Annotated in this window: 21 protein-coding genes; 8 read left to right on the forward strand and 13 right to left on the reverse strand. The window is 64.1% G+C overall.

Going from position 1 to position 22,819, the window contains the following annotated elements:
- Positions 1 to 66: 66 nt before the first annotated feature.
- On the reverse strand, positions 67 to 1,569 hold the full coding sequence (gene lysS / locus ACIPW4_RS06180; RefSeq protein ID WP_400655795.1) for a lysine--tRNA ligase: 1,503 nt from the start codon (positions 1,567 to 1,569) through the stop codon (positions 67 to 69).
- A 93-nt stretch (positions 1,570 to 1,662) separates the two neighbouring features.
- Positions 1,663 to 2,758, reverse strand: a protein-coding gene (prfB, locus tag ACIPW4_RS06185; protein ID WP_103445435.1) for a peptide chain release factor 2 whose coding sequence is annotated in 2 segments (ribosomal slippage) — positions 1,663 to 2,685 and positions 2,687 to 2,758 — 1,095 coding nt in all. Because the reading frame shifts where the segments join, the coding sequence is not laid out codon by codon here.
- Positions 2,759 to 2,948: 190 nt separating this feature from the next.
- Between prfB and ACIPW4_RS06190 the strand changes: the two genes are divergently transcribed.
- Positions 2,949 to 3,344, forward strand: coding sequence for a hypothetical protein (locus ACIPW4_RS06190; protein ID WP_400655798.1), 396 nt, complete (start codon positions 2,949 to 2,951; stop codon positions 3,342 to 3,344).
- Positions 3,345 to 3,384: 40 nt separating this feature from the next.
- On the opposite strand, the gene ACIPW4_RS06195 is transcribed toward ACIPW4_RS06190, so the two are convergent.
- The 8 genes from ACIPW4_RS06195 to ACIPW4_RS06230 form a co-directional block, all read right to left on the reverse strand.
- Complete coding sequence (locus ACIPW4_RS06195) at positions 3,385 to 4,389, reverse strand: diguanylate cyclase (protein ID WP_400655801.1); 1,005 nt, start codon at positions 4,387 to 4,389, stop codon at positions 3,385 to 3,387.
- A gap of 51 nt (positions 4,390 to 4,440) precedes the next feature.
- Positions 4,441 to 5,454, reverse strand: a complete 1,014-nt coding sequence (locus ACIPW4_RS06200) for a chemotaxis response regulator protein-glutamate methylesterase (protein WP_400655803.1) — start codon at positions 5,452 to 5,454, stop codon at positions 4,441 to 4,443.
- Positions 5,451 to 7,733: a hybrid sensor histidine kinase/response regulator gene (locus ACIPW4_RS06205; RefSeq protein WP_400655805.1), complete on the reverse strand. Its 2,283-nt coding sequence runs from the start codon at positions 7,731 to 7,733 to the stop codon at positions 5,451 to 5,453. The genes ACIPW4_RS06200 and ACIPW4_RS06205 overlap by 4 nt, the downstream gene beginning before the upstream one ends.
- The gene (locus ACIPW4_RS06210) at positions 7,730 to 8,395 is read right to left on the reverse strand and encodes a chemotaxis protein CheW (protein WP_400655806.1); all 666 of its coding nucleotides are present in this window, start codon (positions 8,393 to 8,395) and stop codon (positions 7,730 to 7,732) included. The genes ACIPW4_RS06205 and ACIPW4_RS06210 overlap by 4 nt, the downstream gene beginning before the upstream one ends.
- Entirely contained in the window at positions 8,392 to 9,645 is a 1,254-nt protein-coding gene (locus ACIPW4_RS06215; RefSeq protein WP_400655809.1) for a CheR family methyltransferase, read from the reverse strand. Before ACIPW4_RS06215 ends, ACIPW4_RS06210 begins: the two co-directional genes overlap by 4 nt.
- Entirely contained in the window at positions 9,642 to 10,148 is a 507-nt protein-coding gene (locus tag ACIPW4_RS06220) for a chemotaxis protein CheW (RefSeq protein WP_400655811.1), read from the reverse strand. The genes ACIPW4_RS06215 and ACIPW4_RS06220 overlap by 4 nt, the downstream gene beginning before the upstream one ends.
- 5 nt (positions 10,149 to 10,153) lie before the next feature.
- A complete protein-coding gene (locus ACIPW4_RS06225; protein WP_400655812.1) occupies positions 10,154 to 11,776 on the reverse strand; it encodes a methyl-accepting chemotaxis protein in 1,623 nt (540 codons plus the stop codon).
- Positions 11,777 to 11,904: 128 nt separating this feature from the next.
- Positions 11,905 to 12,591 (reverse strand): tellurite resistance TerB family protein, encoded by a 687-nt coding sequence (locus tag ACIPW4_RS06230; protein WP_400655814.1) that lies wholly within the window; start codon positions 12,589 to 12,591, stop codon positions 11,905 to 11,907.
- Positions 12,592 to 12,747: 156 nt separating this feature from the next.
- Here ACIPW4_RS06230 and ydcS point away from each other — a divergent pair, with 156 nt between their 5' ends.
- From ydcS to ACIPW4_RS06255, 5 genes are all read left to right on the forward strand, one after another.
- The gene (gene ydcS / locus ACIPW4_RS06235; RefSeq protein ID WP_400655815.1) at positions 12,748 to 13,899 is read left to right on the forward strand and encodes a putative ABC transporter substrate-binding protein YdcS; all 1,152 of its coding nucleotides are present in this window, start codon (positions 12,748 to 12,750) and stop codon (positions 13,897 to 13,899) included.
- A gap of 155 nt (positions 13,900 to 14,054) precedes the next feature.
- Positions 14,055 to 15,095 (forward strand): ABC transporter ATP-binding protein, encoded by a 1,041-nt coding sequence (locus tag ACIPW4_RS06240; RefSeq protein ID WP_400655817.1) that lies wholly within the window; start codon positions 14,055 to 14,057, stop codon positions 15,093 to 15,095.
- 1 nt (position 15,096) lies between these two features.
- Positions 15,097 to 15,999 (forward strand): ABC transporter permease, encoded by a 903-nt coding sequence (locus tag ACIPW4_RS06245; RefSeq protein WP_400655819.1) that lies wholly within the window; start codon positions 15,097 to 15,099, stop codon positions 15,997 to 15,999.
- Positions 15,989 to 16,795 (forward strand): ABC transporter permease, encoded by an 807-nt coding sequence (locus tag ACIPW4_RS06250; RefSeq protein WP_400655821.1) that lies wholly within the window; start codon positions 15,989 to 15,991, stop codon positions 16,793 to 16,795. Before ACIPW4_RS06245 ends, ACIPW4_RS06250 begins: the two co-directional genes overlap by 11 nt.
- Positions 16,796 to 16,812: 17 nt before the next feature.
- On the forward strand, positions 16,813 to 18,237 hold the full coding sequence (locus tag ACIPW4_RS06255; protein WP_400655823.1) for a gamma-aminobutyraldehyde dehydrogenase: 1,425 nt from the start codon (positions 16,813 to 16,815) through the stop codon (positions 18,235 to 18,237).
- 185 nt (positions 18,238 to 18,422) lie between these two features.
- On the opposite strand, the gene ACIPW4_RS06260 is transcribed toward ACIPW4_RS06255, so the two are convergent.
- Positions 18,423 to 19,529, reverse strand: coding sequence for an NADH:flavin oxidoreductase/NADH oxidase (locus ACIPW4_RS06260; protein ID WP_400655826.1), 1,107 nt, complete (start codon positions 19,527 to 19,529; stop codon positions 18,423 to 18,425).
- 454 nt (positions 19,530 to 19,983) lie between these two features.
- On the opposite strand from ACIPW4_RS06260, the gene ACIPW4_RS06265 reads away from it, so the two are divergent.
- Positions 19,984 to 20,265, forward strand: a complete 282-nt coding sequence (locus ACIPW4_RS06265) for a hypothetical protein (protein ID WP_400655827.1) — start codon at positions 19,984 to 19,986, stop codon at positions 20,263 to 20,265.
- A gap of 45 nt (positions 20,266 to 20,310) precedes the next feature.
- Positions 20,311 to 20,514: a DUF3077 domain-containing protein gene (locus ACIPW4_RS06270; RefSeq protein WP_400655829.1), complete on the forward strand. Its 204-nt coding sequence runs from the start codon at positions 20,311 to 20,313 to the stop codon at positions 20,512 to 20,514.
- Positions 20,515 to 20,519: 5 nt separating this feature from the next.
- On the opposite strand, the gene recJ is transcribed toward ACIPW4_RS06270, so the two are convergent.
- Positions 20,520 to 22,229: a single-stranded-DNA-specific exonuclease RecJ gene (gene recJ / locus ACIPW4_RS06275; protein ID WP_400655831.1), complete on the reverse strand. Its 1,710-nt coding sequence runs from the start codon at positions 22,227 to 22,229 to the stop codon at positions 20,520 to 20,522.
- A gap of 8 nt (positions 22,230 to 22,237) precedes the next feature.
- Positions 22,238 to 22,780, reverse strand: a complete 543-nt coding sequence (locus ACIPW4_RS06280) for a YaeQ family protein (RefSeq protein WP_400655833.1) — start codon at positions 22,778 to 22,780, stop codon at positions 22,238 to 22,240.
- Between the last annotated feature and the right edge of the window lie 39 nt (positions 22,781 to 22,819).

Here is a 22,819-nt window from a genome sequence, read left to right on the forward strand (position 1 = left end):
CGGCACAGACAACATAAAGCTTCAGGCAAGAAAAAGCCGCCCCGAAAGGCGGCTTGTTCATATCACTCAGGCCTGCGGGCGCATGTGCGGGAACAGGATCACGTCGCGAATCGACGGCGAGTTGGTCAGCAGCATCACCAGGCGGTCGATGCCGATACCTTCACCGGCGGTCGGCGGCATGCCGTACTCCAGGGCGCGAACGAAGTCGGCGTCGTAGTGCATGGCTTCGTCGTCACCGGCGTCCTTCTCGGCCACCTGAGCCAGGAAGCGCTCTGCCTGGTCTTCGGCATCGTTGAGCTCGGAGTAGGCGTTGGCGATCTCGCGGCCACCGATGAACAGCTCGAAGCGGTCGGTCACGGCCGGGTTGTCGTCGTTGCGACGGGCCAGCGGCGAGACTTCGAACGGGTACTCGGTGATGAAGTGCGGCTGCTCCAGCTTGTGCTCGACCAGCTCTTCGAAAATCATCACCTGCAGCTTGCCCAGGCCTTCGTGGCCGAGCACCTTGGCGCCGGCCTTCTTGGCGATGGCGCGGGCGCGGTCGACGTCCTGCAGGTCGCCAGCAGTGAGCTCCGGGTTGTACTTGAGGATCGAATCGAACACCGACAGGCGCACGAACGGCTCGCCGAAGTGGAACACCTTGTCGCCGTACGGCACGTCGGTGGTACCCAGCACCAGCTGCGCCAGCTCGCGGAACAGTTCCTCGGTGAGGTCCATGTTGTCGCGATAGTCGGCGTAAGCCTGGTAGAACTCGAGCATAGTGAATTCTGGGTTGTGACGAGTCGAAACGCCTTCGTTACGGAAGTTGCGGTTGATCTCGAACACTTTCTCGAAGCCACCGACCACCAGGCGCTTGAGGTACAGCTCCGGCGCGATGCGCAGGAACATGGCCATGTCCAGGGCGTTGTGGTGGGTTTCGAACGGCTTGGCTGCGGCGCCGCCCGGGATGGTCTGCAGCATCGGCGTCTCGACTTCGAGGAAGTCGCGCTCGATGAGGAACTTGCGAATGTGCGAGATCACCTGCGAACGCACACGGAAGGTGTGGCGGGTTTCTTCGTTGACCATCAGGTCGACGTAGCGCTGGCGGTAGCGCTGCTCGGTGTCGGTCAGGCCGTGGTGCTTGTCCGGCAGGGGGCGCAGCGACTTGGTCAGCAGGCGCACGTTGGTCATTTCGACGTACAGGTCGCCCTTGCCGGAACGGGCCAGGGTGCCTTCGGCGCTGATGATGTCGCCCAGGTCCCAGGTCTTGACCGCGGCCAGGGTTTCTTCCGGCAGCGTCTTGCGGTTGACGTAGACCTGGATGCGGCCGGTCATGTCCTGGATGACCATGAACGAGCCACGGTTGAGCATGATGCGGCCGGCAACCTTGACCGGGATCGCGGCTGCTTCCAGCTCTTCCTTGGTCTTGTCCGCGTACTGTTTCTGCAGGTCGTTGCAGTAGCTGTCGCGACGGAAGTCGTTGGGGAAGGCATTGCCCTTGGCACGCTCGGCGGCAAGTTTTTCCTTGCGCAGGGCGATCAGGGCGTTTTCTTCCTGTTGCAGGTCTTGCGATTCGGTCTTGAGGTCGCTCATGTCGTCATTCTTTCCATCAGGTATTCGTTGCCCTTGGCGGGCAGGGCACGCGCTACCGGCGGCTGGCCGGGTAGCGCGGCAGTGGTGTGCGGCTTACAGCCCCTGCTTGAGGCTCGCTTCCAGGTACTGGTCGATGTCGCCGTCCAGCACCTTGTTGCAGTCGCTGCGCTCGACCCCGGTACGCAGGTCCTTGATACGCGAGTCATCCAGCACGTAGGAACGGATCTGGTGGCCCCAGCCGATGTCCGACTTGCTGTCTTCCAGCGCCTGCGAGGCGGCGTTGCGTTTCTGCATTTCCAGCTCGTACAACTTGGCCCGCAGCATTTTCATGGCGGTGTCCTTGTTGGCGTGCTGGGAACGTTCGTTCTGGCAGGCCACCACGGTGTTGGTCGGCACGTGGGTGATACGCACCGCCGAGTCGGTGGTGTTGACGTGCTGGCCACCGGCACCGGAGGAGCGGTAGGTGTCGATGCGCAGGTCGGACGGGTTGATCTCGATCTCGACCTTGTCGTCGATCTCGGGCGACACGAACACCGCCGAGAACGAGGTGTGGCGACGTGCGCCGGAGTCGAACGGGCTCTTGCGCACCAGGCGGTGCACGCCGATCTCGGTGCGCAGCCAGCCGAAGGCGTACTCGCCCTTGATGTGCACGGTGGCGCCTTTGATGCCGGCGACTTCACCCTCGGACAGTTCGATGATGGTGGCGTCGAAACCGCGCTTGTCGGCCCAGCGCAGATACATGCGCAGCAGGATGTTGGCCCAGTCCTGGGCTTCGGTGCCACCGGAACCGGCCTGGATGTCGAGGTAGGCGTTGTTCATGTCCATCTCACCGCTGAACATGCGACGGAACTCAAGCTGGGCCAGGGATTCTTCCAGGGCCTGCAACTCGGTCTCGACATCGCTGACAGCGCCTTCGTCACCTTCCTCGACGGCCATGTCGAGCAGGTCCTTGCAGTCGGCCAGGCCGTTGGCCATCTTGTCCAGGGTCTCGACGACCTGCGCCAGCATGGCGCGTTCGCGGCCCAAGGCCTGCGCGTACTCTGGCTTGTTCCAGACGGCGGCGTCTTCGAGCTCGCGGTTGACTTCGATCAGGCGGTCATGCTTGTGATCGTAGTCAAAGATACCCCCGAATGGACAGGGAACGCTCGGTGAGGTCCTTGATGGTGTTCAGGATCGGTTGGATTTCCATGGGCGGGGGCTCTCGTGCGAATTCGGTGAAAAGCCCGCGAGTATAACCGATCCAGGAAGTTGCGGCAGCCCGTTGGGCAGTCGATACAGAGGCCGCTGCGGCGCCAACTGGCAGTTCTGCCAGTAGCGGGAGATTTCCAGGAACACGAACATGCGTATGACGTCTTGTCGATCTCAATGGAGCATTGAAAATGAAAGATCAAATCGCATCCGCCTTGAAAAGTCTGGAAGGTTTCGAAATTCTCCCCCCCGAATTCACCAATGCGGTCAACGGCACGCTGGAGTTCGAGCCAGCTCCCGCCAGGGAACCCGTCACAGTGAAATACCCGGGATTGAGGGAAGCAGTCCCCGGACTTGAGGAAGTGAGCGTCGGTATTTATGGCGATAGCTGGGGGTCCAGGGCCACCCCCATGGACGCTCAACGAGAAGAAGTCATCGAAGGCTACGCGCCGGCAGCCGTGCTAAATGACTCCGCGTCTTACAGGATATGGGCAGTTGCAAGATTCAAGATCGCGGGCGAAGAGTCGCCACTCACCTTCCGCTCTGCAGACCGCCAGTACCGGCTCAAGCGCAAAGAAGCACGATAAACTCCGCTGGCGGCGCTGCCGCCAGCCCCAGCCAAAGATCTCAAGCGCTACCAACCTGATTGCGCCCATTGTTCTTGGCCAGATACAACCCCTTGTCCGCCGCCGAAATCAACTGCCGGCAAAGGCTGCCGATGGCCGGCGTCTGGGTTGCCAGGCCGATGCTCACGGTCAGCCGCGAGTCTTCCTGCGGCGCGCAGTGCGGGATATCGAGCCTCAATACGGTCTGGCGCAGCTTTTCTGCGACCAGACGCGCGCCACCGGGCGAGGTGTTGGGCAGCACCAAAGCGAACTCCTCACCGCCATAGCGCGCCGGCAAGTCGGTCGGCCGCGAGCTGGAGCCGCGAATGGCCTCGGCCACCTGGCGCAAGGCCTCGTCGCCGGCCAGGTGGCCAAAGCTGTCGTTGTAGGCCTTGAAGTAGTCGACATCGATCATCAGCAGCGACAATTGCTGCTGCTCACGCATAGCCCGACGCCATTCCAGCTCCAGGTACTCGTCGAAGTGGCGGCGGTTGGACAACCCGGTAAGCCCGTCGGAATTCATTAGGCGCTGCAGCATCAGGTTGGTGTCGAGCAACTGCTGCTGGCTCACCCGCAGGGCGCGGTAGGCCTCGTCGCGCTGCAGCAGCGTCAGATAGGAGCGCGAGTGGTAGCGGATGCGCGCCACCAGTTCGATGGTGTCCGGCAACTTGACCAGGTAATCGTTGGCCCCGGCGGCGAACGCCGCGCTCTTGACCAGCGCGTCTTCCTTGGTCGACAGGACGATGATCGGGATGTCCTGGGTGGCCGGATTGTTGCGGTACTCGCGCACCAGGGTCAGGCCGTCCAGGCCGGGCATGATCAGGTCCTGGAGGATGACCGTGGGCTTGATGCGCATGGCCTGGGCCACCGCCTGATGCGGGTCTGCACAGAAGTGGAAGTCGATGTTCTCTTCATGGGCCAGGCCACGTCGCACCGCTTCGCCGATCATCGCCTGGTCATCGACCAGCAGGACCATTGCCGAGTTCTCGTCGGGCGTCGCGAAGCCTTCGATCGGTAGATCAGTCATTCGAATTCACCTGGCCACGGCCGCCCACGCGGCGCGATTCAATACATGTCGTCATCTTGCAAATATTTCCATCAAACGCCCGGCGATACGCTCAAGCGGGCGGATTTCTACCGCCGCATCGATAGCCGCAGCGGCCTTTGGCATACCGTAGACCGCGCTGCTGGACTGGTCCTGAGCAATCGTCAGAAAGCCCTGCTCGCGCATCAGTTTCAGGCCCTGGGCGCCATCGCGCCCCATGCCGGTGAGCAGCACACCCACCGCCTCGCCGTTCCAGTAACGCGCCACACTCTCGAAGAACACGTCGATCGAGGGCCGGTAGATTTCGTTGACAGGTTCGGCAGTGTAGGCCAACTGGCCACCCTGTAGCAGGCGGATGTGGTGATTGGTGCCGGCCAGCAGCACCTGCCCGGGTTGCGGTGGCTCACCTTCACGGGCCAGGCGCACCGGCAGGCCGCAGGCGCTGGCGAGCCACTCGGCCATGCCCGCCGCGAACACCTGGTCAACATGCTGGACCAGTACGATCGAGGCCGGAAAGCCACGCGGCAGGCCCTTGAGCAGCACTTCGAGCGCGGCAGGGCCACCCGCGGACGAACCGATGGCCACCAGGCCACTGCGCCGGGAGGCCTCGCGCAGGGGGGCGCTGACCGACTTGCTCGTACCGGGCCCCTGCTGGCCGATCAGCCAACCGATATTGAGGATCTTGCGCAGCAGCGGTGCGGCGGCCTCGCGCGCGTCACCCGCCCCCAGCGCGGGCGTGTCGACCACATCCAGGGCGCCATGGCCCATGGCCTCGAACACCCGGTGCACGTTCTGCTTGCGGTCCACGGTGACGATGACGATGGCGCAAGGCGTTTCGGCCATGATCCGCCGGGTCGCCTCGACGCCGTCCATCACCGGCATGATCAGGTCCATGAGAATCAGGTCGGGGGCGTCCTCGGCGCACTTGCGCACGGCTTCGGCACCATTGCCAGCCACCCAGATCACCTGGTGCGCCGGCTCGAAGGCCAGGGCCCGGCGCAGGGCCTCTACTGCCATGGGCATATCGTTGACGATGGCGACCTTCATCCCTGAGCACCTCCGATCAGTTCGACCACAGCATCCAGCAACGCATCATCGTGGAAGCTGGCCTTTGCCAAATAGTAGTCGGCGCCTGCGTCCAGGCCACGTCGGCGATCTTCTTCACGGTCCTTGTACGACACCACCATCACCGGCAGCGACTGCAACCGCTGGTCACGGCGCACCAGGGTGACCAGTTCGATGCCGTCCATGCGCGGCATATCGATGTCGGTGATCAGCAGGTCGAAGTCCTCGCTGCGCAAGGCGTTCCAGCCGTCCATGCCGTCCACCGCCACCGCCACCTCGTAGCCACGATTGCTCAGCAGCTTGCGTTGCAGTTCGCGCACGGTGAGCGAGTCGTCGACCACCAGGATGCGCTTGCGGCTGGCGCCTCGCCCCCCTTGCGCGCCGCGCTCGATACGTTCCAGGCGGCCCGTGCTGAGCAGTTTTTCGACCGAGCGCAGCAGGTCTTCGACATCGATGATCAGCACCACAGAGCCATCGTCCAGCAGCGCCCCTGCGGAAATGTCCTGAACCTTGCCCAGGCGCGGGTCAAGCGGCATCACCACCAGCACCCGCTCGCCGACCAGGCGCTCAACGGCCACCCCGTAAAGCTGCTCGCGCTCACGGATCACCACCACCCGCAGGCTGCTTGCCTCACCCTGCCCTGCCGGCCGGTTGAGCAACTGGCTGGCAGCCACCAGGCCAATATGCCGGCCTTCGTGCCAGAAGTGCTGGCGGCCCTCGATCTGCACGATCTCATCAGTCGCCACCTCGAGGGTGCGCTCGATATGCGCCAGCGGGAACGCATAGGCTTCGTCGCCGACTTCCACCACCAGGCTGCGCACCACCGACAGCGTCAGCGGCACTTCCAGGTGGAAGCGGCAGCCCTGGCCCGGCACCTGCGTCAGCTCGATCGAACCGCGCAGGTCGCGGACCATGTGCTGCACCGCATCCAGGCCCACACCACGGCCAGACACTTCGGTGACCTTGTCGCGCAGGCTGAAGCCAGGCAGGAACAGGAAGGTCAGTAGCTCGGCCTCGCTCATCTGGGCCACGGTATCGGCGGGCGACAGGCCGCGCTCGACGATGTTGCGCTTGAGCCGTTCAAGGTCGATGCCAGCACCATCGTCGCTCAGTTCAAGCATCAGCAGCCCGGCCTGGTGCGAGGCACGCAGGCGGATCGTGCCTTCTTCCGGCTTGCCCGCCAGCAGGCGCCGCTCGGGCAGTTCGATGCCATGGTCGACGGCATTGCGCAGCAAGTGGGTCAACGGTGCTTCGAGCTTTTCCAGCACGTCGCGATCGACCTGGGTCTTCTCGCCTTCGATCTGCAGTTGCACCTGCTTGCCGAGCGAGCGCCCCAGGTCGCGGACCATGCGGCTCTGGCCGGTGAGCACGTCGGCAAACGGGCGCATGCGGCAGGCCAATGCCGTGTCGTACAGCAACTGGGCGCGCTGGCTGGCCTGCCAGCCGAACTCGTCGAGGTCGGCGGCCTGCTGCTGCAGGATCTGCTGGGTCTCCACCAGCAGGCGCTGGGTCTGGGCCAGGGCGTCGAGCACTTCCGGGCTCTGGCCGCCGTCGTCGAGCTGGGTTTTCAGGCCGTCGAGGGCCCGCATGCCTTGGCCATGCATGCGCTTGAGGCGCTGCAAGGTGGCGAGGTAGGGCTTGAGACGCTGGGTCTCGACCAGCGACTTGCTCGACAGGTCGAGCAGGCTGTTAAGGCGGTCGGCGGTCACCCGCAAGACCCGCTCACCGCCCTCTGCCGCACGCTTGCCAGACTTGCGCGGGGCGGCGGGTTCCACGTCGGCCTCAGCGACCGCTGGCGCTGGCTCGGGCGGTGTTGGCGGGGCCACGGGCGACACGGGTTCGACCATAACCGGTGCGGGTACGGGCGCGGCACCGGGGTCGAGCAGGCTGGCCATCTGAGCCAGGAACGCCGGCACCTGCGCTTCGCCATTCGGGTCGGCGGGCGTGGCGATGTGCATCAGCAGGTCAGTGCCGCGCAGCAACGCATCAATGTGTTCGGCGCGCAATCGCAGCCTGCCCTCCTGGGCCGCCACCAGGCAATCTTCCATGACATGGGCGACCCTGACCCCGGCATCGATGCCGACGATGCGCGCCGCACCTTTCAACGAATGCGCCGCGCGCATGCAGGCTTCCAGCTGGTCGGCCTGGGTCGGGTTGCGTTCCAGTGCCATCAGCCCGGTACTGAGGACCTGGGTCTGCGCCTCGGCCTCCAGGCTGAACAGCTCGAGCAGCGATGCGTCGCGCATTTGCTCTGGGGTCATGAGAGGCTCCGCTGCACGGCAGACAGTAAGTGTTGATCGTCCAGCACCCGCACGCTGCGCCCTCGCCACTGCAAGACCGCTGCAGTGAACGGAGCAGCATCCTCGCTTGCGCCCGGCAACATGGCGTCAAGACGGTGAATGCCGTCGATCTCGTCCACGGCCATCACCACCGGCCCGCCCGCCGCCGCCAGGATCAGCATGCGCGGCATCTCTCGGCCGCTGCGCGCCTGCCCGGACAAACGCTCCACACCCAGCAGGTCGCTCAGTGACAGGCACGGCACCAGCGCACCGCGCACATTGGCTACCCCTTGCAGCACCCGGGAGCGCTGATGCGGCAACGAATGCACCGGTTGCAGGGGGGCGATCTCGGCCAGGCAGGCAGTGGCCAGCGCCAGCCACTCCTCGCCCAGGCGGAACAGCAGCAACGAGCGACCGGCGCAGGTTACGACGGGGGCATCTGCAGGTGCCAGGTCCGCCTCTAACAACGCGTAGCGGTCGAGCAGGCGCGTGGCGGCCGCTGCGTAGACTTCGCAATTGCGACAATGGATATGCCGCTCCAGCAACGGGCATTGCTTGTTGCCATGAACGCCGATGCGATTCCAGCAGTCGTCGATGCCCTCATCGTCCTGGGCCAGCAGCTCGATCGCGTGTTGGGTTTTCATCGTTCAGACTCCCGGCCAGCACGAGCCGCACGTTCCTGCAGGCGGCGGGCGCCGGCTTGGTCGCCCTGGGCCGCCAGCAGCGTCGCCAGGTGCAGCAGCGCTTCAGCATGCTGAGGCTCCAGGTACAGCGCCTTGCGGTAATGGGTCAGCGCTTGCTGCGCATCACCTTCGGTATCGCTGAGCAGCCCCAGCCAGTAATACACCTGGGCTTTGGGGGCAAACTGGCGCAGGTAGCGATGGCAACTGGCGCGGGCCTGGGCACTGTCGCCGGCATTGGCCTGGCGCGTGATGCTGGCCAGTAACTCGCTTTCGCTCTCGCGTACTTCCACTGCCGGGGTTACAGGCGCAGCCACCCGCTGGGGGCGCGCAGGGGGCACGGGCGCGGGCCGCGGGCGGCTCGGCGCCACTGCCGTGGGCTGCTGACGGGGTGGCTGGGCGGGCACAGCCGGCACATCGGCTGGCTGACGAACGTAGGCAAACGACTGGGCAATGCCCAGCGGTCGCATGCCCAACCGCGCCAGCAGGCTGCCTTCGGCAGGGCCGATGAACAGCACGCCCTGCGGCTGCGCAAGGCGCTTGAGCACTTCGAACACACGCTGCTGGGTCGGCACATCGAAATAGATCAGCAGGTTGCGACAGAACACGAAATCGTACTGGCCGTTGCGGCCGGCCAGCGCCGGATCGAGCACATTGCCCACCTCCAGGTTCACCTGCCGGCGTACGCGCTCATCCAGTTGGTGGCCGTCACCGCACTCACGGAAATGCCGCTCGCGAAACGCAAGCTCGGTGCCACGGAAGGAGTTGCGGCCATAGAAGCCCTGGACGCCCTTGGCGACCGAACTCGGGCTGATATCGATGCCGTCGATGCGAAAGTCGGGCGGGGTGATACCGGCGTCGAGCAAGGCCATGGCCAGCGAATACGGCTCCTCGCCGGTGGAACACGGCAGGCTGAGCAGGCGCAACGGCCGCTCACCGGCCAGTTCGGCCAGGCGCTTCTGGGCCAGGCCGACCAGTGCACCGAACGATTCCGGATAGCGGAAGAACCAGGTTTCCGGGACGATCACGGCCTCGATCAAGGCCAGTTGCTCGTCCGGCGATTGCTGCAGGCGCAGCCAATAGTCATCCAGGTTTGCGGCATGCAGGGCGAGACAGCGCTGGCGCAGGGCGCGCTCGACCATCGGCGCGCCGACGGACTCGACATCCAGGCCGATACGTTCCTGCAGGTAGCGGAAGAAACGCTGCTCGCTCATGGCGCCACCTGCCCTGGTGGGTGCGGGAACAGCAGCTCGCGGACCCTCTCTGGCAACAAGTCGTCCACCTCGATCCGTTGCAGCAGGCCCTGGGCGTCCTGGCGTACCGGGCCCAGGTAGCGCGCTGCGCCGTTGTCCAGGCCATAGGGCTGGAACTCGTCCGGCAGGCAACGCAGGGTTTCGGTCGCTTGCTCGAGGATCAGGCCCAGCACGTGTTCAGTACGGTAACGCACCAGCACCAGGCGTGTGCTGGTGCGCCCGGCGGCCGGCTGGGCAAAGCTCAGGGCGCCGAGGTCGACCACAGGCACCATGGCACCGCGGTGCGCCAGGATACCGGCCACCCAGACCGGCGCCTGGGCAATCGGCTTGAGCGCACGACGCGGCAGCACCTCGACCACTTCGCGCACGTCCAGGGCAAAGCGCTGCTGGTTCAGACGAAACTGCAGGTACAGGGTGCCCTTGGCGCTGGCGCCCGCTGCCGGGGAGGAATGCAGGTTGGTCATGGTGGTCAGACTTTGAAGCGCGATACACCACCGCGCAGGCCGGCGGCCACCTGGCTCAACTCATCGATGGCAAAGCTGGCCTGGCGCAGCGACTCCACCGTCTGGGTGCTGGCATCGCTGAGCTGGGCCAGGGCCTGGTTGATCTGTTCGGCACCGGTGGCCTGGGCCTGCATGCCCTCGTTGACCATCAGCACACGCGGCGCCAGGGCCTGGACCTGGTGAATGATCTGGCTCAGTTGCTCGCCCACCTGCTGCACCTCGAACATGCCGCGGCGCACCTCTTCGGAGAACTTGTCCATGCCCATGACCCCGGCCGAGACGGCCGACTGGATTTCCCGCACCATCTGTTCGATGTCGTAGGTGGCCACAGCCGTCTGGTCGGCCAGGCGCCGCACCTCGGTGGCGACCACGGCAAAGCCGCGGCCGTACTCACCGGCTTTTTCCGCCTCGATGGCGGCATTGAGCGAGAGCAGGTTGGTCTGGTCGGCCACCTTGACGATAGTCACCACCATCTGCGTGATATTGCTGGCCTTCTCGTTGAGGATGCCCAGCTTGGCGTTGACCAGGTCGGCTGCGCCCATCACCTGGTGCATGGTCTCTTCCATGCGCGCCAGGCCCTGCTGGCCGGAGCCGGCCAGGCTGGATGCCTGGTCGGCGGCGGAGGTGACCTCGGTCATGGTGCGCACCAGGTCGCGCGAGGTGGCGGCGATTTCACGCGAGGTGGCGCCGATCTCGGTGGTGGTGGCTGCCGTTTCGGTGGCGGTGGCCTGCTGCTGCTTGGAGGTGGCGGCAATTTCGGTGACCGACGTGGTGACCTGCACCGACGAACGCTGTGCCTGGGCCACCAAGTTGGCCAGGGCTTCGGCCATTTCGTTGAAACCGCTTTCGATGGCGCCGAACTCATCCTTGCGGTCCAGGCTCAGGCGCATGCTCAGGTCGCCCGAGCGCAGTTTGTCGAGGGCATGCACCACGCGTTGCACCGGCGCAGTGATGGCGCGCATCAGCAACAAGCCGCAGATGCCGGCGGCCACCATCGCCAGCAGCAGTGAGACCATCATGCTGCCCTTGGCGGTATTGACCGCGGAGGCGATTTCGTGAGTAGCCGCTTCGGCCGCTTCACGGTTGTGCTCGATCACCGTATTGATGTGCTTGCGCCCTTCCACCCAAGCCGGCGTAAGGGCTTCGGCAATCAGCCGCTCGGCCTCGGCGTACTGGCGCTGGCGGTAGGCTTCGAGCACCTGTCCAACAATATTGATGTAGTGCCCCTCCATTTGTACGAACATGTCGAAGCGCGTCTGATCATCCTTGCTCTGAATCGTGGCCTGGTAGCTGGCCATGTGCTGCTTCAGGCGATCATCGAAACTCTTGAAGAGCTCCATATCGGCTGCGGTGATCTCCCGATGATTGGAAAGCCCCACCAATTGCTGGCTGGTGACGTAGCTGTCGACCCATGCGCTACGGATCATCGAGCTGTAGTAAACCCCTGGAATGCTGTCGGTAGCGACTTCGTTCTGCGCGCTTTCGACCGTCAACAGCCTTGAGTAAGCCGCCACGATCATCAGCAGCATGATGGCGATGATCACGGCGAAACTTGCCAGGATCCGTTGGCGCAAGGTCCAGTTCTTCACATTCAGCCCTCAGGAATTCACAACGAGCGGGAAAAATCGCCGAAGTATAGCCCAGGCTTCCTACGCTTTTGCGGCTGAAATGCGAGGTGTACAGGCCTCTATCCCTGACAGACAGGCCATTTACCGTTTCATTGGCCCCCGGCAAGCCGTACCTGGCTCTCCAGTTCCTGACGCAGGGCCGGGTCGAGCCGCAGCTGACGGGCCAGTTCGTCGAGGTAGGCGCGCTCCATGAAGTTCTCCTGATCGACCATCATCACACTGGCCAGATACATCTCGGCAGCCATCTCCGGCGTTTGTGCGGCGCGGGCCACTTCGGCCGGGTCCAGCGGCTTGTTCAGCTCATCGTGCAGCCAGTGCTGCAGCTCGCGGTCGTTGTCCAGGCGGGTGAACTCACCCTCGATCAGCGCACGCTCGCGCTCGTCGATATGGCCATCGGACTTGGCCGCCGCCACCAGTGCGCGCAGCACCGCCTGGCTGTGCTGCTCGGCCTGGGCCGGCGGCAGGCGGTCGAGGGTCTGCGGCTCGGCGCCCTGCCCTGCACCCTGGCGGGCCTGCCAATTGCCATAGGCCTTGTAGGCCAGCACGCCAAGTGCTGCCAAACCGCCGTAGGTCAGCGCCTTGCCACCGTATTTGCGTGCCTTCTTGCTGCCCAGCAACAACCCTAGCGCACCGCCCCCCAGAAGGCCACCACCGGCCCCGGAAAGCAGGCTGCCAAGGCCATTGGCACCCGTTGCAGGCTTGCCGGGAGCGGACTGCTTGTTCAGCAGCTCCTGGCCAGATTTCAGCAGTTGGTCAAGCAGGCCACGGGTATTCATGTGCAGGTCTCCACGCATTGGTAGTCAGCCGCCAGAGTAAGCCCTGCCCGTTTCCTCGCCATGCCCCGATTTGCTTCTGGATGTTGCATTAGCTGGCAAAAAGCCAACTAGACTCGACCACTGCCCCGACCAAAATCTCCAAGAAGAGGGAACACCATGTCAGTGCACAAGACCGCATTGCTCGGCGCCGTGACCGGCGCGCTGCTGGCCAGCGTTGGCCTGCAGGCCGCCGAGATGCCCAAGGCCCTTGGCGCCGGCGAAGGCCGGCTGGATATCGTCGCCTGGCCTGGCTACATCGAGCGCGGTGAAAGCGACAAGGCCTACGACTGGGTCACTGGCTTCGAAAAGGAAACCGGCTGCAAGGTCAGCGTCAAGACCGCCGCCACCTCGGATGAAATGGTCAGCCTGATGACCAAGGGCGGCTACGACCTGGTCACCGCCTCCGGCGACGCCTCGCTGCGGCTGATCGCCGGCAAGCGCGTGCAGCCCATCAACACTGGCCTGATCCCCAACTGGAAGAACATCGACCCACGCCTGCAGAACGGTGGCTGGTATGTGGTCGACAAACAGGTGTATGGCACGCCGTACCAGTGGGGGCCGAACGTGCTGCTGTACAACACCAACACCTTCAAGCAGGCACCGACCAGCTGGAGCGTGGTGTTCGAGCCGCAAGACCTGCCCGATGGCAAACCGAACAAAGGCCGCGTGCAGGCGTACGACGGGCCGATCTACGTCGCCGACGCGGCGCTGTACCTGAAGTCGGCCAAGCCCGAGCTGGGCATCAAGGACCCCTACGAGCTCAATGAAACGCAGTACAAGGCCGTGCTCGACCTGCTGCGCCAGCAGCAACCGTTGGTGCACCGCTACTGGCACGATGCCACGGTGCAGATGAGCGACGTGAAGAATGAAGGCGTGGTCGCCTCCAGCTCGTGGGGTTACATGGTCAACGGCCTGAAGGCCGAGAACCAGCCGGTGGCCTCGACCATTCCGAAGGAAGGCGCCACTGGCTGGGCCGACACTACCATGCTGCACAGCGAGGCCAAGCACCCCAATTGCGCCTACAAGTGGATGGACTGGTCGCTGCAACCCAAGGTGCAGGGCGATGTGGCGGCCTGGTTCGGTTCGTTGCCGGCAGTGCCTGCGGCCTGCACCGGCAGTGAGCTGCTGGGTGCCGAAGGGTGCAAGACCAACGGTTTCGACAACTTCGACAAGATCGCCTTCTGGAAGACCCCACAGGCTCAAGGCGGCAAGTTCGTGCCCTATAGCCGCTGGACCCAGGATTACATTGCGATCATGGGCGGGCGCTAGCACAGACCTGTAGCAGATGTATTGCCTGACTTGGGGCTGCTGCGCAGCCCTTTCGCGACACAAGGCCGCTCCTACAGGAAACGCGGGCTCCTGTGGGAGCGGCCTTGTGTCGCGAAAGGGGCGCAGAGCGCCCCCGTTCTAACTCGGAGTCATCCATGCCCCTAGCCGTCCAGTTCACCCAGGTTTCCCGCACCTTCGGCGAGGTCAAGGCCGTCGACCAGGTCAGCATCGACATCGATGACGGCGAATTCTTCTCCATGCTCGGCCCGTCCGGCTCGGGCAAGACCACCTGCCTGCGCCTGATCGCCGGCTTCGAACAACCGAACGGCGGCTCGATCCGCATCCATGGCGTCGAGGCCACGGGCGTGCCGCCCTACCAGCGCGACGTCAACACCGTGTTCCAGGACTACGCCCTGTTCCCGCACATGAACGTGCGCGACAACATCGCCTACGGCCTCAAGGTCAAGGGCGTGGCCAAAGCCGAACGCCAGGCACGCGCCGAAGAAGCGCTGGCCATGGTCGCCCTGGCCGGTTACGGCGAACGCAAACCGGCGCAGCTCTCCGGCGGCCAGCGCCAGCGCGTGGCGCTGGCCCGCGCGCTGGTCAACCGGCCACGGGTGCTGCTGCTCGACGAGCCGCTGGGCGCGCTCGACCTGAAGCTGCGCGAGCAGATGCAGGGCGAATTGAAGAAGCTGCAGCGCCAGCTGGGCATCACCTTCATCTTCGTCACCCACGACCAGACTGAAGCGCTGTCGATGTCGGACCGGGTGGCCGTGTTCAACCGTGGGCGCATCGAGCAGGTCGACACGCCACGCAACCTGTACATGAAACCCGCGACCACCTTCGTCGCCGAGTTCGTCGGCACCTCCAACGTCATCCGTGGCGACCTCGCCGAACAGCTCAGCGGCAGCCGCTCGCCGTTTTCCATTCGTCCCGAGCATATCCGCCTGGTGGATCAGCCCGGCCAGGCGCACGACGTTCAGCTCGGCGGCCTGCTGCGTGACGTGCAGTACCAGGGCAGCGCCACCCGTTACGAGGTGCAACTGGACAGCGGCCAGTTGCTCGCCGTCAGCCACGCCAACGACCGCTGGCAAGCCCAGCCACAGCCCTGGCAGGCCGGCCAGCAGGTGCAGGTACGCTGGCCGCGCGAGGCGATGACGGCGCTGCAGGAAACCGTCCTGGCCGAGGCCCGCTGACATGCGAGGCCTGTTCGACCTGCTGTACCGGCGCCCCAACCTGTACCTGGCGCTGCTGCTGATCCCCCCGCTGACCTGGTTCGGCGCCATCTACCTGGGCTCGTTGCTCAGCCTGTTGTGGCAGGGTTTCTACACCTTCGACGACTTCACCATGGCGGTCACCCCGGAGCTGACCCTGGGCAACTTCGCCGCGCTGTTCAACCCGTCGAATTTCGACATCATCCTGCGCACCCTGACCATGGCCTTGGCGGTAACGCTGGCCTGCGCGGTGCTGGCCTTCCCGATCGCCTACTACATGGCGCGTTACACCAGCGGCAAGACCAAGGCGTTTTTCTACATCGCGGTGATGATGCCGATGTGGGCCAGCTACATCGTCAAGACCTACGCCTGGACCCTGCTGCTGGCAAAGGGCGGGGTGGCACAGTGGTTCCTCCAGCAGCTGCACCTGGACGCCCTGCTGCAAGCCGTGCTGGCCGTGCCCGGCGTTGGCGGCAGCACGTTGTCGACCTCGCACCTGGGCCGTTTCATGGTGTTCGTGTACATCTGGTTGCCGTTCATGATCCTGCCGATCCAGGCCTCGCTGGAGCGCTTGCCGCCGTCGTTGCTGCAGGCGTCGGCAGACCTCGGGGCCAAGCCTGGGCAAACGTTCTGGCAGGTGATTTTGCCGCTGTCGATCCCCGGCATTGCCGCCGGCTCGATCTTCACCTTCTCGCTGACCCTGGGCGACTTCATCGTGCCGCAGTTGGTCGGCCCGCCGGGCTACTTCATCGGCAGCATGGTCTATGCCCAGCAAGGGGCGATCGGCAACATGCCGATGGCGGCCGCCTTCACCCTGGTGCCGATCGTGCTGATTGCGCTGTACCTGTCCATCGTCAAGCGCCTGGGGGCCTTCGATGCACTCTGAAAAAGCGTCTGTCGGCCTGCGCCTGGCAGCCTGGGGCGGGTTGCTGTTCCTGCACTTCCCGATCCTGATCATCTTCCTGTACGCCTTCAACACCGAAGACGCGGCGTTCAGCTTCCCGCCCAAGGGCCTCACCCTCAACTGGTTCGCCGTGGCCTTCGCCCGCCCCGACGTACTCGAGGCCATCAAGCTGTCACTGCAGGTGGCCTGCCTGGCCACGCTGATTGCGCTGGTGCTCGGCACCCTGGCCTCGGCGGCGCTGTACCGGCGCAGTTTCTTCGGCAAGGAGAGCATCTCGCTGATGCTGATCCTGCCCATCGCTCTGCCCGGCATCATCACTGGCATCGCCCTGCTCTCGGCATTCAAGCGCCTGGGGATAGAGCCCGGCGTGTTCACCATCGTGACAGGCCACGCCACATTCTGCGTGGTGATCGTCTACAACAACGTGATCGCCCGCCTGCGGCGCACCTCGCAGAGCCTGATCGAAGCGTCCATGGACCTCGGTGCCGACGGCTGGCAGACCTTCCGCTACATCATCCTGCCCAACCTGGGCTCGGCACTGCTGGCCGGCGGCATGCTGGCGTTCGCCCTGTCGTTCGACGAGATCATCGTCACCACCTTCACCGCCGGCCACGAGCGCACCTTGCCGATCTGGCTGCTCAACCAGCTGAGCCGCCCCCGCGATGTGCCGGTGACCAACGTGGTCGCCATGCTGGTGATGCTGGTGACCATGCTGCCGATTCTCGGCGCCTATTACCTGACCCGCGGCGGTGAAAGGGTTGCGGGCAGCGGCAAATGACCCCCAAGGAGCCCCCCATGCAAAGCAAAATGCTGATCAACGGTAAGCTGGTCGAGGGCGATGGCCCGACCTGGACCGTACTCAACCCGGCCGAGGGCAGCGCCCTGGCGCAGATCAACGAAGCCACCGAGGCCCAGGTCGATACCGCCGTGCGGGCCGCCGACCAGGCCTTCGACAGCTGGTCGCAGACCAGCCCCAAGGAACGGTCGCTGGTGCTGCTGGCGTTGGCCGAGGCCATCGAAGCCCATGGCGATGAACTGGCTCGCCTCGAATCGCAGAACTGCGGCAAGCCGTTTGCCGCCGCCCTGAACGACGAAATCCCCGCCATCGCCGACGTGTTCCGTTACTTTGCCGGCGCCGCCCGCTGCCTCGGTGGCTCGGCGGCGGGTGAATACCTGCCGGGCCACACCTCGATGATCCGCCGCGACCCGCTGGGCGTGGTGGCCTCGATTGCACCTTGGAACTACCCGCTGATGATGCTGGCGTGGAAAGTCGCCCCGGCGTTGGCAGCCGGCAACACCGTGGTCATCAAACCGTCCGAGCTGACCCCGCTGACCGCCCTGCGCCTGGGTGAACTGGCCAAGGACGTGTTACCGGCCGGTGTACTGAACATACTGTTCGGCCGCGGGCAGACGGTGGGCAACCCACTGGTTACCCACCCCAAGGTGCGCATGGTTTCGCTGACCGGCTCCATTCCTACGGGGGCACATATCATTGGTGCCACCGCCCACAGTGTGAAGCGCATGCACATGGAACTCGGCGGCAAGGCGCCGGTGCTGGTGTTCGACGATGCCGATATCGACGCGGCCATCGATGGCATCCGCACGTTTGGCTTCTACAACGCGGGCCAGGACTGCACGGCGGCCTGTCGCCTGTATGTGCAAGCGGGTATCTATGACCGCTTCGTCGAGCGCCTGGGCAAGGCCGTTTCCAGTCTCAAGGCCGGCCTGCAGGATGCCGAGGACACCGAGCTCGGCCCGCTGATCAGCGCCCAGCACCGCGACAAGGTGGCCGGCCTGGTGCAGCGCGCCATCGCCCAGCCGCATATCCGCCTGGTGACGGGCGGCAAGGTAATTGCGGGGGATGGCTTCTTCTTCGAGCCGACCGTGCTGGCCGACGCCTTGCAGGATGACGAGATCGTGCGTAACGAGGTGTTCGGCCCGGTGGTGTCGGTGACCCGCTTCAGCACCGAGGAGCAAGCGCTGGAATGGGCCAACGATTCCGAATACGGTCTGGCGTCATCGGTCTGGACCCGCGACACCGGCCGCGCCCACCGGCTGGCGGCGCGGTTGCAGTATGGTTGTACCTGGGTCAATACCCACTTCATGCTGGTCAGCGAGATGCCCCATGGCGGTCAGAAGCATTCGGGGTATGGGAAGGACATGTCGATGTATGGGCTGGAGGATTACACCTGTGTGCGGCATGTGATGATAAAGCATTGAATGCAATACCTGGATTGAGGCTGAGACCTCAATCCAGGACCTTTCCTACATAGCATTAAGCCCATTCCTGATCTTGCTTCCATTACTTTTCGATCGTCGAAATCGCACGTTCAGGAAGCCAGAACGCATGGAACATCGGGGCACGCCCGCTCCCACAGAGGCCGCGCTCTATCTGTAGCCTTTGATCAATCTCGCAAATCCGACTCGTGAATCGGATTGGCGCGGCTGGTCGCCCTTTGGTACTGCGCGGGCCAGGTGGCTTTGTTACCACCCAGATCATCATCGGCATGCAGGGGCCAGTAGGGATCGCGCAGCAGCTCCCGCGCCAGGAAGATCACATCGGCTTGCCCGGTGCGCAGAATGTGCTCGGCCTGAGCCGGTTCGGTGATCATGCCGACGGTGCCGGTGGCGATCTCTGCTTCCTTGCGAACTCGTTCTGCAAAGCGTGTCTGATAACCGGGGCCTGTAGGAATTTCGGCGTTGACCGAGGTACCACCTGAGGACACATCGATCAGGTCGACACCCAGCACCCGCAGGCGACGAGCCAGTTCGACGGTTTCATCCGGGTTCCAGCCGTCCTCGACCCAGTCGGTGGCCGATACCCGAACGAACAGGGGTAGTTCAGCAGGCCAGACCTTGCGCACCGCTTCGACCACCTGCAGGGTCAGGCGGATACGGTTTTCGAAGCAACTGCCATATTCGTCACGGCGCTGGTTGCTCAGTGGTGAAAGGAACTGGTGCAGCAGATAGCCATGAGCGGCGTGGATTTCCACAACCTTGAATCCGGCCTGCAAAGCCCGCTCGGTGGAGGCGACGAAGGCGCCGATCACATCTTGAATCTCATCCTTGCTCAACTCGCGTGGCGCTGTGTGCTGCGGGTCGAAGGCAATCTTCGACGGGCCTACCGGCTGCCAGCCACCGTCTTCGAGCTTCACACTGCCCTGCTTGCCAAGCCACGGCCGATAGGTACTGGCCTTGCGCCCGGCGTGGGCCAGCTGGATGCCCGGAACGGCGCCCTGGGCGGTGATGAATCGAGTAATGCGCTGCAGCGGCGCTATCTGATCGTCGTTCCACAAACCGAGGTCTTCGGCGGTGATGCGCCCATCGGCAGTCACCGCGACAGCTTCGCTGATGACCAGGCCGGCGCCACCCACGGCGCGGCTGCCCAGGTGAACGAGATGCCAGTCGTTGGCAAGGCCATCGATAGCGGAATACTGGCACATCGGCGAGACCGCGATGCGGTTGGGCAGCGTCAGCTGACGCAGGGTGTAAGGCTCGAGCAGCAGGCTCATGAGGGCACCTCCCAAGGACTCCAATGGTGATCCGGCCCGGACACTCAAGTTCACATCCCTGGCCCGGTGCCGGTCATTACTCAGACTAGACCAGATTGGTGGGGGGGAAGGTTCAGTGGGATTTCCGACTATTCCGACGCGTGAAGCAGATTATTCCTACGCGCATGAACTAGCGATGGCTGATTAAGGAAAATATCCTACAAGCCCTGTCGACTCGCGTCTGATTGTTCCTGGAAACACCACCCTTTAGGCTTTTTCGGGTCGCTGATGTCTAGCGTCCCGGGGGTGGAATCCTGGTCAATTACTGAGTTGCTGCCGTCATGGCAGTTGTGCGCGGGAGGCCGTGAGGCCTACCGGGTTTACTCGTAGCCTGGATTCCACACCGCGTACAACTGCCACCCTTCGTGTGGAATCGGAGAGGTTGGTCAATCAGTAACCATACGAGTCGTTGCATATGAAAAAAATCGTCCCCGATCCACCCCATCATTACGACCTTCCCTCCGACAAGCCCCTCACCAACACCGTCAGCGACGGCATCGTGCCCATCGATCACGTGGTGATGAACGTCACCCATTACCTGATGCTTGCCTATAACCATTGCCACCGAATCCTCGACGCCATTGAAGATGACAGCACCCGGGAATCGCTGGTGAATGGGCTGCGTGCCATGCAGGTTGCATGGGGCCAGGCTGATGCACTGTCCATGGCCCTGGAACGGTCTACCGGCCTGCATTGAGGTTGGATTTACTGGCCTCTTCGCGGGCTCGCCCGCTCCCACAGGATGACCGCAAGCCTCGAGACGAGTGCAGTACCTGTGGGAGCGGGCGAGCCCGCGAAGAGGCCAGCACAGGCAATCGAGAAACTTCAAGAACTGACCATCATCGGCCTGCTGGACGAAAAACCGATGATGATCTGGGCCTCTCATTACCTGAGCGCCATGGCCAAGGCTCTCCTGGATGATGCCGAGTTAGGCATGAAAAGCTGAAGGGCTCAGCGCGGCTCCATATGCGCAATCATCAACTGCACACTCTCATTGCCACGAAACTCGTTCACATCCAGCTTGTAAGCCAATTCCACCCAACGCACCGTCGGGTTCGGCCACACCTCCCGATCAATGCCAAAGGCAATGCCATCCAGCCGCACCGAACCGCACTCGCTCTTGAGCACCACCTTCAGGTGTCGCTCACCGACCACACGCTGCTCCACAAGCTGAAACACCCCATGGAACAGCGGCTCAGGAAAGTGCTGCCCCCAAGGCCCGGCATTGCGCAGGGCCTTGGCCAAATCGAGGTGGAATTCCTCCACCGCCAGGCTGCCGTCCGACAGCAGACGACCGGTCAGGTCCTCTTCGCACAGCTGGCGACGGACCTCTTCATCGAACGCTTCGGCAAAGGCCGGGAAGTTGCTTTCAGGCAGCGACAACCCCGCCGCCATGGCATGCCCGCCGAACTTGCTGATCAATTGCGGATGGCGCGCGGCCACCGCGTCCAGCGCGTCGCGAACATGGAAGCCCGGCACTGAACGCGCCGATCCCTTCAGCATGCCGTCGCCCGCATCGGCAAAGGCGATGGTCGGCCGGTGGTAGCGCTCCTTCAGGCGTGAGGCGAGGATGCCGATCACGCCCTGGTGCCAATCGGCATCGAACAGGCACAGGCCATAGGGCATGGACTCGACCGGCAGGTCCTTGAGCTGGGCCAGGGCCTCGCGCTGCATGCCCTGCTCGATCGACTTGCGGTCCTGGTTCAGGCCATCCAGCTGCTGGGCCATGTCCTGAGCCAGCGCTTCGTCCTCGCACAGCAGGCATTCGATACCCAGACTCATGTCATCCAACCGCCCTGCAGCGTTGAGCCGTGGGCCAAGGATGAAGCCAAGGTCGGTGGAAGTAATGCGTCGATGGTCGCGCCGCGCCACTTCGAGGATGGCCTTGAGGCCCGGCCGTGCCCGGCCCGCACGTATGCGCTCCAGGCCCTGGTGCACGAGGATGCGGTTGTTGGCATCCAGCGGCACCACGTCGGCAACGCTGCCCAGGGCGACAAGGTCGAGCAGCTCGCCGATGTTCGGCTGCGGCCGTGTTTCGTAGCGGCCCAGGCTGCGCAGGCGTGCGCGCAAGGCCATGAGCACATAGAAGATCACTCCGACCCCGGCCAGCGACTTGCTCGGGAAGCCACACTCAGGCTGGTTCGGATTGACGATGGCGTCAGCCTCCGGCAACTGCTGGCCCGGCAGGTGGTGGTCGGTAACCAGTACCTTGAGCCCGGCCGCTTTGGCCGCCGAGACCCCTTCAACGCTGGAGATACCGTTATCGACCGTCACCAGCAGGTCCGGCTGGCGCTCGAGCGCCACCGCGACGATTTCCGGGGTCAGGCCGTAGCCGTATTCGAAGCGGTTAGGCACCAGGTAGTCGACATGGGCCGCGCCCAGCAGGCGCAGGCCGAGCACACCGACGGTACTGGCAGTGGCGCCGTCGGCGTCGAAGTCGCCGACGATGAGGATGCGCTGGCGCTGATCCAGGGCCTCGACCAGCAGGTCCACCGCCGCCTCGATGCCCTTGAGCTGCTGGTACGGCAGCAGGCGCGCCAGGCTCTTGTCCAGCTCGGCCTCGGTTTGCACGCCACGGGCGGCATACAGGCGGGTCAGCAAGGGGGGAAGGTTACCCAGAAATGGCAGGGTCGGCGGCAGCGGGCGAGGTTCGATACGCATGGGGCGCTTCAGCCACGCTCGCCAAGCAGCCACTGCAGCTGCACTTCGTGCTGGCCGCGGTCGTCGGTGACGAACACCGTGCCTTCGCTGATCATCACATCCCACTTGATGGTGCGTGGCATGTCGGCGGCCAGGACTTCCAGCACTTCCTGCGGCACCGCAGCAATGTTCAGGTTCTTCAGCCCTTTGACCGCGCTTACCACCTTGCCTTCCCACACACGCAGGCTGCCGTAGGCCAGCAGGCTGGTGCGTTCGGTGCGGCGCGAGCACCAGGTCAGGCGATCGGCATCCGGCTGGCCGACTTCGATCCAGTGCAGGATGCGGTCATCCAGGCTCTTTTCCCACACCGCCGCTTCGTCCACATCGGACAGGCCACGGCCGAACGACAGATTCTCGTTGTACCACAGGGCATAGGCCAGCAGGCGCACGGCCATGCGCTCTTCGGTTTCCGAAGGATGACGGGCGATGGTCTGCCGGGCGCTTTCATACACGCCGCGATCGAGGTCGGTCAGGTTCAGTTCGAATTTGTAGGTGGTGGACGGCTGGGCCATGGTCGAATGGGCTTCGTGCGTAGAGAAAAGTCACCTAGT

The sequence above is a fragment of the Pseudomonas sp. NPDC089996 genome (assembly GCF_044748405.1).
In the GTDB taxonomy this organism is placed as follows: domain Bacteria; phylum Pseudomonadota; class Gammaproteobacteria; order Pseudomonadales; family Pseudomonadaceae; genus Aquipseudomonas.

Coding starts and splice junctions, on each gene's coding strand:
- lysS (WP_400655795.1), bottom strand. CDS start 1,569: ATGAGCGACCTCAAGACCGAATCGCAAGACCTGCAACAGGAAGAAAAC.
- ACIPW4_RS06190 (WP_400655798.1), top strand. CDS start 2,949: ATGAAAGATCAAATCGCATCCGCCTTGAAAAGTCTGGAAGGTTTCGAA.
- ACIPW4_RS06195 (WP_400655801.1), bottom strand. CDS start 4,389: ATGACTGATCTACCGATCGAAGGCTTCGCGACGCCCGACGAGAACTCG.
- ACIPW4_RS06200 (WP_400655803.1), bottom strand. CDS start 5,454: ATGAAGGTCGCCATCGTCAACGATATGCCCATGGCAGTAGAGGCCCTG.
- ACIPW4_RS06205 (WP_400655805.1), bottom strand. CDS start 7,733: ATGACCCCAGAGCAAATGCGCGACGCATCGCTGCTCGAGCTGTTCAGC.
- ACIPW4_RS06210 (WP_400655806.1), bottom strand. CDS start 8,395: ATGAAAACCCAACACGCGATCGAGCTGCTGGCCCAGGACGATGAGGGC.
- ACIPW4_RS06215 (WP_400655809.1), bottom strand. CDS start 9,645: ATGAGCGAGCAGCGTTTCTTCCGCTACCTGCAGGAACGTATCGGCCTG.
- ACIPW4_RS06220 (WP_400655811.1), bottom strand. CDS start 10,148: ATGACCAACCTGCATTCCTCCCCGGCAGCGGGCGCCAGCGCCAAGGGC.
- ACIPW4_RS06230 (WP_400655814.1), bottom strand. CDS start 12,591: ATGAATACCCGTGGCCTGCTTGACCAACTGCTGAAATCTGGCCAGGAG.
- ydcS (WP_400655815.1), top strand. CDS start 12,748: ATGTCAGTGCACAAGACCGCATTGCTCGGCGCCGTGACCGGCGCGCTG.
- ACIPW4_RS06240 (WP_400655817.1), top strand. CDS start 14,055: ATGCCCCTAGCCGTCCAGTTCACCCAGGTTTCCCGCACCTTCGGCGAG.
- ACIPW4_RS06245 (WP_400655819.1), top strand. CDS start 15,097: ATGCGAGGCCTGTTCGACCTGCTGTACCGGCGCCCCAACCTGTACCTG.
- ACIPW4_RS06250 (WP_400655821.1), top strand. CDS start 15,989: ATGCACTCTGAAAAAGCGTCTGTCGGCCTGCGCCTGGCAGCCTGGGGC.
- ACIPW4_RS06255 (WP_400655823.1), top strand. CDS start 16,813: ATGCAAAGCAAAATGCTGATCAACGGTAAGCTGGTCGAGGGCGATGGC.
- ACIPW4_RS06260 (WP_400655826.1), bottom strand. CDS start 19,529: ATGAGCCTGCTGCTCGAGCCTTACACCCTGCGTCAGCTGACGCTGCCC.
- ACIPW4_RS06265 (WP_400655827.1), top strand. CDS start 19,984: ATGAAAAAAATCGTCCCCGATCCACCCCATCATTACGACCTTCCCTCC.
- ACIPW4_RS06270 (WP_400655829.1), top strand. CDS start 20,311: ATGACCGCAAGCCTCGAGACGAGTGCAGTACCTGTGGGAGCGGGCGAG.
- recJ (WP_400655831.1), bottom strand. CDS start 22,229: ATGCGTATCGAACCTCGCCCGCTGCCGCCGACCCTGCCATTTCTGGGT.
- ACIPW4_RS06280 (WP_400655833.1), bottom strand. CDS start 22,780: ATGGCCCAGCCGTCCACCACCTACAAATTCGAACTGAACCTGACCGAC.